Consider the following 11,744-nt stretch of genomic DNA (forward strand, 5'->3'; position numbering starts at 1 on the left):
AACGACACCAGGCCGCTGGAGTACACGGTCAGCGAGCTGGAGGCTGCTCGTGGTGAGACGGTACTTGCCGTCATCGCTGCTTCGGGGCTGACCGTCGCGGGGAGCGATCATGGTTCCTGGCCCGCCAGCGATCGAGGAAGGCCTAGCAGTGGGAACACGCCCCTGCGCGACACAGGTCCGGGAGGGCCGGCTCGCGAAGGCCGAAGGCTTCATCCAGGCCGCCGACGACATCAGCCTCCTCGACGACGGTGGGCAGCTGGGCGACGCCGTGGGCCTGCTGGTGTTTCGTGGGTGACGGTGGGGTGACTCAGGTACGCCAGCGGTCCTCGGGATCCCAGTCGCCCCGGTTGAGGTCGAGGTTCTCGGGCGTGTGCAGGCGCACCATGGTCCGGTTGACGCCGGGGGCCGTGTGCTGCTGCGTGCCGAGCGACACGACGATCATCACGACGAACGCGAGCGGCATCGTCCAAGCGGCCGGCTGGGCGAGCAGCGCGCCGACCCAGCCGTCCGGTGGGCCGCCGAGGATGGTGAAGGCGACGGCGACGGTGGACGTGCCGCCGCCGGCCAGCAGCCCGGCCACCGCGCCGGGCCAGGTCAGCCGGCGCCACCAGATGCCGAGCAGCAGCAGTGGGCAGAACGAGGAGGCCGCCACCGCGAACGCGAGCCCGACCACGTCGGCGATGCCGAGGAACGGGCTGGACAGCGCCAGCCCGATCGGCACCAGCAGTGCCAGCGCGGCGCCGAGTCGGAAGCCGGCGACGGGGTTTCGCACTCGCCCGCGCAGCAGGTCCTGCGAGAGCACCCCGGCGACCGACACCGTCAGCCCGGACGACGTGGACAGGAACGCGGCGAACGCCCCCGCCGTCACCAGTGCACTCAGCGTCTCGCCGAGGACGCCGTCGACCAGCCGGCCGGGCAGCACCAGCACGACCGCGTCGGTGCGGCCGGTGAGCAGCAGCTCCGGCGTGTACAGGCGGCCGAGCGCACCGTAGACACCCGGCAGCACGTAGAACAGGCCGAGCAGCCCGAGCACCGCCAGGGTGGTGCGCCGGGCGGCCCGGCCGTCGGGATTGGTGTAGAAGCGCACCAGCACGTGCGGCAGCCCCATCGTGCCGAAGAACAGCGCGATGATCAGTGAGTACGTGGCGTAGAGCGGATGGTCGCCGCCTGCGGTCAGCGGCAGCGCCCAGGCCTGCCCGGTCATGGGTTCGAGGTTCGACGCGTGCGGGATGCGGGCGCCGGCCGGGAACTCCAGGACGGTGCCGGCTTCCACGTCGTGGTCACCCCGGTCCAGGGGCAGCTCGCCGGAGACCGCGGCGTCGTCCACGACCCCGTCGGCCTCCACCACGACGCCCATCGGCACGTCCACTGTCACGTCAATGGTGACCTCGACCGTCGTCGCCTCGGCGAAGACCGGTTCCTCCGGCGGCGCCACCTCGGGCCGTCCGTCGGACTGCCAGGCCAGCAGCACGAACACGACCGGAAGGGCCAGTGCGGTGAGCTTGAGCCAGTACTGGAACGCCTGCACGAACGTGATGCTGCGCATCCCGCCGCCGAGCACGCTGACCAGCACGACGGCGGCGACGACGGCCGGCCCGGCCCACTGCGGTGCGCCGGTGACGGTGCGCAGCGTCAGCCCGGCCGCCTGGAACTGCGGCAGCAGGTAGAGCCAGCCGATGGTGACGACGAGGATGCTGGCGGCCCGCCGCGCGGCCATGGACTCCAGCCGCGCCTCGGCGAAGTCGGGCAGCGTGTAGGCACCGGAGCGGCGCAGGGGCGCGGCCACCAGCACCAGCAGCATCAGGTAGCCCGCGGTGTACCCGACCGGGAACCACAGCATGTCGGTGCCGTACGCGAGCACCAGCCCGGCCACACCGAGGAACGACGCCGCCGACAGGTACTCGCCGCCGATGGCCGACGCGTTCCACCACGGCGTGACGGTGCGCGATGCGACGTAGAAGTCGCTGGTGGTACGCGCGGCCCGCAGCCCGTACGCGCCGATGAGCACCGTCACCGCCGCGGTGACGACGACGGCGACGATGCCGGTGGACGTGTTCACCGGCGGTCGACCATCTCGCCGAAGTCGCGCTCGACCCGCTCGGCCGTGCGCACGTAGAACCACGCGGCCGCCACCAGCACCGGGTAGACGAGGCCGCCGAGCACCAGCCACGGCAGCGGCACGCCGGCCACGTCGACATCGCTGACCCGTGGCGCCACCGCGAACACCAGCGGCAGCAGTGCCAGCAGTCCCAGGACCACCCCGGCGACGGTGAGGCTCAGCCGCAGCTGCGCTCGCAGCAGCGCGCGCATGTACACCTCGCCGAGCTGGGTCTGGGCGTCGATCTCGGCGGTCCCGGCCCGCCGCCGGGCCGGCGGCCGGCCCCGTCGCGGCCCGGTGACGGTGACGCGTTCGGTCATCGGCGCCTCACCGGTCGCACCGGCTCCACTCGCACGGCTGCACGGCGTCTCACCGGCCTTCGCCGGCTCGGTAGACGAGGACGTCGCGCAGCTCGCGGGTGTGCCGGCGGCTGACCGGGAGCGTCGTGCCGGCGATGACGACGGAGTACCTGCCGGCGTCGACCCGCAGCTCGTCGATGGCGCCGAGCGCGACGAGGTAGCTGCGGTGGATGCGGACGAAACCGGCCCCGGCCCAGCGTTCCTCGAGCGTCGCGAGCGGCACCCGCAGCAGGTGGCTGCCGTCGCGGGTGTGCAGCCGCGCGTAGTCGCCCTGCGCGGTGACGTAGGCGACGTCGCTGCGGCGGATGAACCGGGTGATGCCGCCGAGCTCGACGGAGATGGTCTCGTCGTCCAGGTCGTCGCCGGTGGCACGGGATCCCTGCACGTGGTCGGCGGCCCGCCGGACCGCCTCGTACAGCCGCTCCCGCCGGAACGGCTTCATCACGTAGTCCACGGCGTTGAGGTCGAACGCGGTGACGGCGTGGTCGTCGTAGGCGGTCACGAACACGACGGCCGGGGGGCGGCGGAACTTGGCCAGGACGCGGGCCAGGTCGAGCCCGGACAGGCCCGGCATCCGGATGTCGAGGAACACGGTGTCGACGTGCTGGTGCTCCAACAGCCGCAGCGCACCGGCTCCGTCGCCGGCGGTGAGCACCCGGTCGACGTGCTCGTTCTGTTCCAGCAGGTAGGCGAGCTCGGCCAGGGCCGGTGGCTCGTCGTCGACCGCCAGAACGCTGAGCATGGCCGTGAGGCTAGTGCCGCCGCGCCCGTTGGGCCAGCGTGCGCCTGACCTCAGGTGGCGTGGACACCGGGGCGGTACTTCGGCACCCGCATGCTGACCTTGGTGCCGGCGCCGGTCGCGGTCTCGATGACGAGGCCGTAGTCGTCGCCGAAGACGGCACGCAGGCGCTCGTCCACGTTGGCGATGCCGACGCGGTCGGTGGCGCCGTCGCCGGCGAGCAGGGTTCGGGCGAGGTCGGGGTCCATGCCGACCCCGTCGTCGTCGATGCTGATGAGGGCCTCGTTGCCGGCGTCCTCGGCGAGGATCGTGATGTGACCGGGGCTGGTACGGCCCTCCAGTCCGTGCCGTACGGCGTTCTCGACCAGTGGCTGCAGGCACAGGAACGGCACCGCGACCGGCAGGACCTCCGGCGCGACCCGCAGCGTCACCGACAGGCGGTCGCCGAAGCGGGCCTTCTCCAGCATCAGGTAGCGCTCGATCGAGCGCAGCTCCTCGGCCAGGGTGGTGAAGTCGCCGTGCCGGCGGAAGGAGTAGCGGGTGAAGTCGGCGAACTCCAGCAGCAGCTCGCGGGCGTGCTCGGGGTCGGTGCGCACGTACGAGGCGATGGCGCCCAGCGCGTTGTAGATGAAGTGCGGCGAGATCTGTGCACGCAGCGCCCGGATCTCCGCCTCGGCCAGCTTGGCCCGCTCACGGTCGAACTCGGCCAGCTCCAACTGGCCGGAGACGAACCGTGCCACCTCCTCGACCGCCCGGACCAGGCCCGCGGACGGCCGCGTCGAGGTGTAGGCGATGAGCGCGCCGACGACGCGGTCCTCGGTGGTGAGCCCCGTGGTGACGGCGTGCCGGACCGGGCAGTCCAGCCGGTCGCACTCGACGGCGTCGGGCCCGAGCACGTCGGTGTAGCCGCCGCTCAGGGCGCGGGCGGCGTGCCGACGCACGTCGTGGACGTGGACGCTGCCGCCGGCGCCATCCCAGGTCACGACGGACTCCCCGTCGGTCAGCGCCAGGGCGGGCGTGGCCAGCAGCTCCCGTAGATGGCGCGCGGCCTTGTCGGCGCCGGCGACCAGCCCGGCCCGCAGCTCGGGCGAGGCCAGGCTGGTGGTGTGCAGGATGCGGTAGGTGGTCTGATCCTCGGTGCTGCCGAGCACCAGGCGGGAGCGGACCAGCCGGGTCAGCAGTACCGCGGCCAGCGCGACCACGATCACCGCGGCGACGAACACCACCACCGGCGAGCTCATGCTCGGACCATAGGCCATCTCCTCCCATGATCATCAACGGTTGGCGACGTCATAGCGTCGCCAACCGTTGATGATCATGGCGCAAGGGCGAGGGGTTGCGCCCGCGTGGTCCCGTCCGGAGTCAGGACGCGCGGCTGACCGCGACCGACTGGCGGGCGGCGGGGACGACCAGCGGCGTTTCGGTCTCCGGGTCGTCGATGATGCGGCAGGCCAGCCCGAAGACGTCGCTCACCAGCTCCTCGTCGACGACCTCGCCCGGTGCGCCCTCGGCGACCTTACCTGCTGTTCGGCGCGAACCTCGATCTGGGACTACGCGAGGGGCCGCGACCGGAAGCAGTGCGTCACGTAGGGCACCACGATGCCGTCCGGTCCGGCGTGGCGGTCGTAGAGCGCGGCCACCTTCGCGAGCAGCTCGTCGCGTTCGGCCGGCTCGCGGACGGCGACGTACGAGCGCGACGCCACCAGCCCGACCAGCCCGGCGCGGTCCAGGCGCTGCGAGTGCGGGAACGTGTGCGTCTCCGGTTCGCCGAACGGTGCGCCGATGTCGGGCCGCTCGACGGTGCGCGGCTCGTCCGGGTTGACGATCTGCCACAGCTCCTCGACCCACGCCGTCGTTGCGTCGGCCACGTTCCACGCCAGCGCGAGCCAGCCGCCGGGGCGCAGCACGCGGGCGATCTCCGGCAGTGCCGTGGCGGGGTCGAACCAGTGGTAGGCCTGGGCGACGGTGACGACGTCGACCGAGGCGTCGGGGAGCGGCAGCGCTTCGGCGGAGCCGAGGCGCGCATCCACGCCGGGCAGGCCGGCGCGCAGCTGAGCCAGCATCGGTTCGGAGGGTTCGACCGCGACGACGTCGTGGCCGGCCGCCACGAGCGACCGGGTCAGCTTGCCGGTGCCGGCCGCGAGGTCGAGGACCTCCGTGGAGTGCTCGCCGGCCAGCCAGGCGACGGCCGCGACCGGGTAGCCGGGGCGGGTGCGCTCGTAGACATCTGCGACGCCCCCGAAGGACGTGGCCAGGACCCGGCGATCGAAGGTCACCACGATCCGACCATACGACCCCCTTGCAGGCCGAACAGTCGCGATATATCGTGTCTGTATCGCGACTGATCAACGAGGGCTCGCGGTGGTGGGAAGAGGTGACGGAGATGACCGGCAAGCGAGGAGCTCACGGCTTCGGCCCGTGGGCGATGTTCGGCGGCGGACACGGGCCCTGGGGCGGTCCGGGTGCCGCGCGGTGGGAGGGTCCGGTCTGGGGCGCACCGCCGTGGGCCCGGCGCGGTCCGAAGGCCCGGCGAGGTGATGTCCGCGCGGCCATCCTCGGCGTGCTCGCCGACCAGCCGATGAACGGCTACCAGATCATCCAGGAGATCGCCGAGCGCAGCGGCGGCGCATGGAAGCCCAGCCCCGGCTCGATCTACCCGACGTTGCAGCAGCTCGAGGACGAGGGCCTGGTGCGCGCCGACGACGAGGGCGGCCGGCGGGTCTTCCGGCTGACCACGCAGGGCGAAGAGTACGTCGCCGAGCACGGCGGCGAGGTGTCGGCGCCGTGGGAGGCCATGTCGGCCTCGGCCGAGGGTGAGGACGCGAACGGCCTGCGGCCGCTGATCGGCCAGGCCGCGTCCGCGCTGTGGCAGATCCTCGCCACCGGCAGCCCGGACCAGCAGGCCCGCGCCCGCGAGGTGCTGGCCGACACCCGGCGCAAGCTCTACGGCATCCTCGCCGACGGCGACGAGGACGACTACGGCACGGAGGAGGAACGGTCATGACCCAGGCGCGATCACTGCGGGTGGGCGATGCCGAACGCGACACCGCCGTGTCCGCGCTCGGTGAGCACTTCGCCGCCGGCCGGATCACCAAGGACGAGTTCGACGAGCGGTCCGGCCGGGCCTGGTCGGCACGGTTCGGCGAGGAGCTCGACCAGCTCTTCGCCGACCTGCCCCAGGCGGTGGCGGTCCGTTCCGAGTCGCGGCCGGCGCCGCCGTGGGGTCCGCCGCGGGGCATGCCGCCACGGCCGCGGCCGTGGATGCTGCTGATGGTGCCGTTCGTGTTCATGGCATTCGGCGGGCTGCTGTTCCTGATCATCTCGACGGCGCCGTGGTTGCTGTTCGTCTTCTTCGGGCTGTTCGTGCTCGGCCGGGGCGGCCGCCAGCGCCACCAGCACTGGCACGGCGGCGGTCCGCGCCCGGGCTGGGGACCGCCGCCGCGCGGCCAGTGGCGTGGACCGAGCCGTGCTGAGTGGCGTGGCGAGTGGCGTTCGCAAGGTCGCCCGGGCTGGGGTTCTGGCCGGCCAGTCGTCACCGGCTTCGGCGACCGGCGCTTCTAGACGGCCGCACCTCGGCGGCTGGCTAGCCGCGCAGGTCCAGGTGGGAGGCGGCGACCACCGCCAGCAGCGACTCCAGCGGGGCCCGCTGGAACGCCCCGGCGTTCTCGAAGCCCTGCGGCCGCAGCGCCCGCAGCCACACGAGCGTCCTGGCCACCTTGCCGACCCGGCAGGCCAGCTCCAGCTCGGTGACCAGCTCGTCGCGAGGCCCGAGGTCGCCGAACGCCTCGAGGTAGGCGTCGCGCGGCCCCAGCAGCCGTGGGTCGTCGTCGGCCATTCCGTACTGCGACCGGAGGAACCCCAGCGTCACGAGCATCGTGGTGAACGGGTGCGCGATCACGCTGTCGCCCCAGTCGTAGAACTGGAGCCGACCGGACTCCGACATCAGGACGTTCCAGACGTGCAGGTCGTGGTGGTCGAGGCTGGCCGGTACGGCGGAGGTCGCCAGCCGCTCGCACCACGCCTCGACCGTCGCGCGCTCACCGGCCATCCGCCGAAGCGCCGCCCGGTCGTCGTCGGTGGCGTGCCGGCCGAGGTAGAGGCCGACGGCGTCGAGGGCCTCGTCGAACGCGCCCGGCAGCGCGGCCGGGCGCATGTCGGCCAGCCCGAACGACAACAGCTCGCCGACGTGCCGTGCCACCTCGCGCTGCAACTCCGCGTAGCGGGGCAGGACCTCGGCGAGCGCGGCCGGCAGCTCGCCCTCGCTGACCTGCTCGCCCAGCGGCCGGCCGCCGTCGGGCAGCAGCACCCAGCCGCGGTCGGCGTCGGCCGCGATGGGCCGGAGGATCCAGTCCGGAGCGACCTCGGTCAGCAGCTGGTAGAGCGGCACCTCGAAGGCGTTCTCCGGCCCGGGCGCCTTCAGCCAGACCGGCCCGTCGGCGGTGGGTGCCGTGAGCACCGTCCCCCAGAGACGCAGGTGAGGTTGGGTGACCGGCCCGGTGCGCTCCCGGCCGGCCGCGGCGAGCCGCTCGTCCAGCCACGCCGTGGCCGACGCGAGCCACGCCGCCGACGACCAGAGCTCGGTGTTCGTCATGCGACCCCATCTTGGCCGGTCGGTCCGGCAGTGCGCACCCTTCGTCCGGGCGTGCCCGGCGCCGTGGGAAGTCTCCAGCAGGCTCTCTAAGCTGGCGGCATGGACGATCCGCTCGCGGGGGTGCTGGCGCTCACCGGGGTCGGCGCGGCGGCCGCGCACGCGCGCAGCTCGATCGACGCGCTGTTGCGGCACCCGGCGATGCGACGAGACGCCGCCCGGGTCGCCGCCGAGGCCGCGGTCCGAGGCGCTCAGGCGTCGGCGCAGCTCGCCGGAGGTTCCACCGTGTCGGGCGCCGTCGCTGGCGGGTCGAGTACCGCCGCGGAGGACGACCCTGACGCCGTCGTCGGCGACCCGGTACTCCAAGGTGCGCTGCGATTGGCGGCCGAGGTGCCGGCGCTGGCCGACGTCTGGCTTCGATCGCCCCGGCAGGCGCTGGCGCGGATGCACCTGGTCGCCGCGCGTGACCTCGTCGCCGACGACGACGCGCTCGGCCGGCCGCGCCCCGGCGCCGACGGTGCCAGGCTCGACCAGTTGCTGCGGATCGCCTTTGCGACGACCGCGCCGGGGGTCGTGGTCGCCGCGATCGTGCACGGCGAGCTGCTGGCGCTGAGCACGTTCGGCACCGCGGACGACGTGGTCGCGCGGGCGGCCGAGCGGGTGGTCCTGGTCGCGCGTGGCGTCGACACCAAGGCGGTGAGCGTGCCGGAGGCCGGTCACCTCGCGCTGGCCCGCGCATACCTGCCGTTGGCCGAGGCCTACGCGACGGGACGGACGGACGGCGTGGCCGCGTGGGTGCGACACTGCGCCGACGCGTACGCACGAGGTGCCGAGGTGGGACTCACGATCGCCGCGAGCATGCGAACGGCGCCCCGCGTGAGGTAGGGCGCCGCCGCTGACACGGCTGAGACGGGTTACCAGAGCGTGCATTCACGTCTGTCGCCTCGGCAGACCCGGGACGACTGCCCGTACATGGGTGGATCGCCGCGTGGGTTCCCCTCCGCCGTGCTGGGGACCTTTCAGTCCGTACCTCGTTTGTAGGCCATCGCCGGGGCGAGTGAAAGTGCATCGCGGAGATCTTTACGTTTCGCAGACGCGGACGGCCAGCCGGACCAGTTCGATCAGGGTCGGGTTACCCAGCGGTTGGGTGATCCGCGACTCCATGTCGCCGCTCCCGACGTTCACCGCGACCGTGGCGTCGGTGAACCTCGCGGCGTCCGCGCAGTCGGTCACCGTCCACGTCGTCAGGACGTCGACCAGCTCGCCGGCGGCGACGTCGACCGGCATCGTGTCGGTCGTCATCGTGAACCCGGGTGTCGTCGCCTCCAGCTCGAGGATCTGGATGGCCTGACCAGTGCCGTTGCTGACCGGCAGCACGATCCGCGCGCCGCTGGAGTCGGCGGAGACGGTGCGGGTGTCGCCGATGAACACGCCCGACTCCGGCGAGGAGTCGCAACCGTACTGCCAGGCCCAGATCAGCTGGTCGTCGCCCGGCTGCCCCTCGACGACGACCGTCTGCTCGCCCGAACCGGTGCGGACCCGGACCTCGACGGTTCCAGGCGGGCGCCTGTCGCAGTCGGCGTGGACGGTGGTGCGTGCGGCCACCCAGAGGCCGGGAGCCGCGATGATCGGCTCGTCCTCAGGGTCGTCCTCGGCGTCGCCGTCGGCGCCAGGGTCGGCGTCCTCGGCGGGCACGAAGCCGTCGATCCTGACGCCCAGGATCTCGATCTCGCGGGGGCCGGTGTTGATGAGATTGACCGTCATCGTCTGCGGGCCCGTCGCCAGGGGTGGCGCGGTCTCGACCAGGACGGTGCCGCGGACGAGGTCGACCTGCCCGTACTCCGCGGCGTCGTTGCGCGCGTTGTTCGCGACGATGCCGACGGCGGCGCCGGCGAGGAGGGCGGCTCCCAGCGCGACCCAGCGCGGCCACTGGGTCGGCTGCCCGTCGCCGCTGTCACCGTCGTCGGCGGCGGCCGGACCGGGGGTGGCGGGATCGGCGCGTTGCACCGTGCCGAGCTCCATCGGCCGGTAGCGGTCCTCGTCGGCCTCCATGTTCTGAGATTGTGGCTGACCACGGTCGTTGCGGACAGCACGCGTCGGTCACGGTTCGTTCCGTTTGCGAGGTCTGAACATCAGGGCCATGATCGGAAGCCATGGTGAACCGGGGGAACCGGCTCAGATACGTCATGTGGTTCGTACTGGCCGGTGTCGTATTGCTGCTGGCTGCGTTGATCGTGGCCATTGCCATGGACGTTCAGATCTCGACCAGGACGTCCGCCGTCATTCTCGCGGCGTGTGGGGTGATCTCCGTCGCCCTCATTGTCGGCAGCTCGCGGCTCACCGGGCCGCGCCGCAATGGTACGGACCAGTCGGCGTCCGGCGGGGACGCCGGCGGCCCGGCCGCGGGCACCATCTCCAACTGGATGTTCCTCGCCGACGCGTACGTGGAGCGCGGTGAGTTCGAGGCGGCCGAGAAGCTCTACCGGCGCGCGGCCGACGCGGGCCACGGTCCCGCCATGACCCGCCTCGGCGAGGTGCTCTACGAACTCGGCAACGACGAGGAGGCCGCCCACTACCGCCGACTGGCCGCTGAGTCCGGCGACTGAGTGGTGAGACCAGCGGCCGGCGGCACCGCACGGCGCGGCGGACGGCCCTAACGTGCCCTCCTCTTCGCGACCGACGCCCACCCGTCAGCGCGACCGACCGAGCTGGCGTGGGCCGGCCGATGTGGCAGCGGCCTGGTGCGGACGCCGTCCTCGACGTCGACCGGGCGGGGTCAGCCGCGGCCGCGGCGCCGGACGGCGTACCAGGCCAGGCCGGCCGCGGCGGCGCCGGCGCTGATGGCGGCCGCGGCGATGGCGGGCTTCGGCGCGTCTCGGATCGACGATGCCCGCTGCCGGAGTGCGACCGGCTTGGAGAAGACAAGCACGGGCCAGCCGTGCTCGGCCGCGGTCCGGCGCAGCGGCCGGTCCGGGTTGACCGCGTACGCGTGCCCGACGGCCTCGAGCATGGGCAGGTCGGTGATCGAGTCGGTGTAGGCGTAGGAGCGGGCGAGGTCGTAGCCCTCCTCCTTCGCCAGGTCGCGGATCGCTTCGGCCTTGTTCTCCGCGTAGGCGTAGAAGTCGATCTCGCCGGTGAACTTGCCGTCCTCGCCGACCACCATCCGGGTTCCGATGATCTTGTCGGCGCCGAGCATCTGGCCGATCGGCTCCACGACCTCCGCGCCGCTGGAGGAGACGACGACCACGTCACGACCGGCCAGGTGGTGCTCCTCGATGAGCGTCACGGCCTCGTCGTAGACGATCGGGTCGACGATCGTGTGCAGCGTCTCGGCGACGATGTCCTTCACCACCTGGACGTCCCACCCGGTGACCAAGCCGGACAGGTACTCGCGCATCCGCTCCATCTGGTCGTGATCAGCACCGCCGACCAGGTACACGAACTGTGCGTACGCACTTCGCAGCACAGCTCGGCGGTTGATCAGGCCGCCTTGGTAGAAGCTCTTGGAGAAGGCCAGCGTGCTCGACTTCGCAATGATCGTCTTGTCGAGGTCGAAGAACGCCGCGGTGCTGGAGCGGTCGTCGTTGTCCACGATCATCGAGGATATCGGCCGGCGGCGGTCCGGCCGGTCAGGACGCACGAGCCACCGTCGGTCAGTCGCGGCGCATGCTCGGCTCGGCCCAGCCTCATCCCGGCCGTGGCGTGCGGTTCTCCTACGTCGTGCCATGTTGTGGTCCGCACCAACCGACGGCGGTCGCGGAGGCATCCTTCGGGCCGTCCTCGCGCCGAGAGATCGGGGTCTGACCTGGAAAGATGTCGCGGTGAAAGGGCCGAAACGGGTGGCCGCGAATTAAATTCTCGTCATCAGGGTTTGGCCCCGAGAACTGGTGGGCACGATGCCTCGCGGCGGCACCCCCCCGCCGCCTTTTGACCCGGCCCGCCCCCCTGGCCGGGTCCCGC

13 protein-coding genes and 1 pseudogene are annotated in these 11,744 nt (G+C 72.4%); 5 read left to right on the forward strand and 9 right to left on the reverse strand.

Features of this window, described 5'->3' with window-relative positions; translation table 11 throughout:
* Nucleotides 1-148 precede the first annotated feature (148 nt).
* Nucleotides 149-295, forward strand: coding sequence for a hypothetical protein (locus E1269_RS32495; RefSeq protein WP_162606625.1), 147 nt, complete (start codon nucleotides 149-151; stop codon nucleotides 293-295).
* A 12-nt stretch (nucleotides 296-307) separates the two neighbouring features.
* Here the strand turns inward: E1269_RS32495 and E1269_RS25395 are convergent, their stop codons facing one another.
* From E1269_RS25395 to E1269_RS25420, 6 genes and pseudogenes are all read right to left on the reverse strand, one after another.
* Entirely contained in the window at nucleotides 308-2,059 is a 1,752-nt protein-coding gene (locus tag E1269_RS25395; protein WP_131899825.1) for a sodium/solute symporter, read from the reverse strand.
* A complete protein-coding gene (locus E1269_RS25400; protein ID WP_131899827.1) occupies nucleotides 2,056-2,418 on the reverse strand; it encodes a hypothetical protein in 363 nt (120 codons plus the stop codon). Before E1269_RS25400 ends, E1269_RS25395 begins: the two co-directional genes overlap by 4 nt.
* 49 nt (nucleotides 2,419-2,467) lie before the next feature.
* Nucleotides 2,468-3,199 carry a LytR/AlgR family response regulator transcription factor gene (locus E1269_RS25405; RefSeq protein ID WP_131899829.1) on the reverse strand — a complete coding sequence of 244 codons (732 nt, stop codon included), beginning with the start codon at nucleotides 3,197-3,199 and terminating at the stop codon, nucleotides 2,468-2,470.
* Nucleotides 3,200-3,249: 50 nt separating this feature from the next.
* Nucleotides 3,250-4,437, reverse strand: a complete 1,188-nt coding sequence (locus E1269_RS25410) for a sensor histidine kinase (RefSeq protein WP_131899830.1) — start codon at nucleotides 4,435-4,437, stop codon at nucleotides 3,250-3,252.
* Nucleotides 4,438-4,558: 121 nt separating this feature from the next.
* A pseudogene (locus tag E1269_RS34385) lies at nucleotides 4,559-4,711 on the reverse strand (ABC transporter ATP-binding protein); the annotation flags it as partial.
* Between the two features lie 35 nt (nucleotides 4,712-4,746).
* Nucleotides 4,747-5,475 (reverse strand): class I SAM-dependent methyltransferase, encoded by a 729-nt coding sequence (locus E1269_RS25420; protein WP_203434061.1) that lies wholly within the window; start codon nucleotides 5,473-5,475, stop codon nucleotides 4,747-4,749.
* Between the two features lie 104 nt (nucleotides 5,476-5,579).
* On the opposite strand from E1269_RS25420, the gene E1269_RS25425 reads away from it, so the two are divergent.
* Together E1269_RS25425 and E1269_RS25430 are read left to right on the forward strand one after the other, a co-directional pair.
* Nucleotides 5,580-6,200, forward strand: coding sequence for a PadR family transcriptional regulator (locus E1269_RS25425; protein ID WP_131899832.1), 621 nt, complete (start codon nucleotides 5,580-5,582; stop codon nucleotides 6,198-6,200).
* Nucleotides 6,197-6,757 carry a DUF1707 SHOCT-like domain-containing protein gene (locus tag E1269_RS25430; RefSeq protein WP_131899834.1) on the forward strand — a complete coding sequence of 187 codons (561 nt, stop codon included), beginning with the start codon at nucleotides 6,197-6,199 and terminating at the stop codon, nucleotides 6,755-6,757. Before E1269_RS25425 ends, E1269_RS25430 begins: the two co-directional genes overlap by 4 nt.
* Before the next feature lie 22 nt (nucleotides 6,758-6,779).
* Here the strand turns inward: E1269_RS25430 and E1269_RS25435 are convergent, their stop codons facing one another.
* On the reverse strand, nucleotides 6,780-7,787 hold the full coding sequence (locus E1269_RS25435) for a phosphotransferase (protein WP_131899836.1): 1,008 nt from the start codon (nucleotides 7,785-7,787) through the stop codon (nucleotides 6,780-6,782).
* A gap of 99 nt (nucleotides 7,788-7,886) precedes the next feature.
* On the opposite strand from E1269_RS25435, the gene E1269_RS25440 reads away from it, so the two are divergent.
* The gene (locus tag E1269_RS25440; protein WP_131899838.1) at nucleotides 7,887-8,669 is read left to right on the forward strand and encodes an oxidoreductase; all 783 of its coding nucleotides are present in this window, start codon (nucleotides 7,887-7,889) and stop codon (nucleotides 8,667-8,669) included.
* Nucleotides 8,670-8,864: 195 nt separating this feature from the next.
* Here E1269_RS25440 and E1269_RS25445 read toward each other — a convergent pair whose 3' ends face one another.
* Entirely contained in the window at nucleotides 8,865-9,836 is a 972-nt protein-coding gene (locus E1269_RS25445; protein ID WP_131899840.1) for a hypothetical protein, read from the reverse strand.
* Between the two features lie 101 nt (nucleotides 9,837-9,937).
* Between E1269_RS25445 and E1269_RS25450 the strand changes: the two genes are divergently transcribed.
* Entirely contained in the window at nucleotides 9,938-10,390 is a 453-nt protein-coding gene (locus tag E1269_RS25450; protein WP_131899842.1) for an SEL1-like repeat protein, read from the forward strand.
* Nucleotides 10,391-10,560: 170 nt separating this feature from the next.
* Here E1269_RS25450 and E1269_RS25455 read toward each other — a convergent pair whose 3' ends face one another.
* The gene (locus E1269_RS25455) at nucleotides 10,561-11,376 is read right to left on the reverse strand and encodes an HAD family hydrolase (protein WP_239001024.1); all 816 of its coding nucleotides are present in this window, start codon (nucleotides 11,374-11,376) and stop codon (nucleotides 10,561-10,563) included.
* Nucleotides 11,377-11,744 lie beyond the last annotated feature (368 nt).

Source organism: Jiangella asiatica (genome assembly GCF_004349065.1).
In the GTDB taxonomy this organism is placed as follows: domain Bacteria; phylum Actinomycetota; class Actinomycetes; order Jiangellales; family Jiangellaceae; genus Jiangella; species Jiangella asiatica.

Excerpts from the sequence above, each read along its gene's own strand:
- E1269_RS25400 (WP_131899827.1), bottom strand. The coding sequence starts at position 2,418 with ATGACCGAACGCGTCACCGTCACCGGGCCGCGACGGGGCCGGCCGCCG.
- E1269_RS25405 (WP_131899829.1), bottom strand. The coding sequence starts at position 3,199 with ATGCTCAGCGTTCTGGCGGTCGACGACGAGCCACCGGCCCTGGCCGAG.
- E1269_RS25410 (WP_131899830.1), bottom strand. The coding sequence starts at position 4,437 with ATGAGCTCGCCGGTGGTGGTGTTCGTCGCCGCGGTGATCGTGGTCGCG.
- E1269_RS25425 (WP_131899832.1), top strand. The coding sequence starts at position 5,580 with ATGACCGGCAAGCGAGGAGCTCACGGCTTCGGCCCGTGGGCGATGTTC.
- E1269_RS25430 (WP_131899834.1), top strand. The coding sequence starts at position 6,197 with ATGACCCAGGCGCGATCACTGCGGGTGGGCGATGCCGAACGCGACACC.
- E1269_RS25435 (WP_131899836.1), bottom strand. The coding sequence starts at position 7,787 with ATGACGAACACCGAGCTCTGGTCGTCGGCGGCGTGGCTCGCGTCGGCC.
- E1269_RS25440 (WP_131899838.1), top strand. The coding sequence starts at position 7,887 with ATGGACGATCCGCTCGCGGGGGTGCTGGCGCTCACCGGGGTCGGCGCG.
- E1269_RS25445 (WP_131899840.1), bottom strand. The coding sequence starts at position 9,836 with ATGGAGGCCGACGAGGACCGCTACCGGCCGATGGAGCTCGGCACGGTG.
- E1269_RS25450 (WP_131899842.1), top strand. The coding sequence starts at position 9,938 with ATGGTGAACCGGGGGAACCGGCTCAGATACGTCATGTGGTTCGTACTG.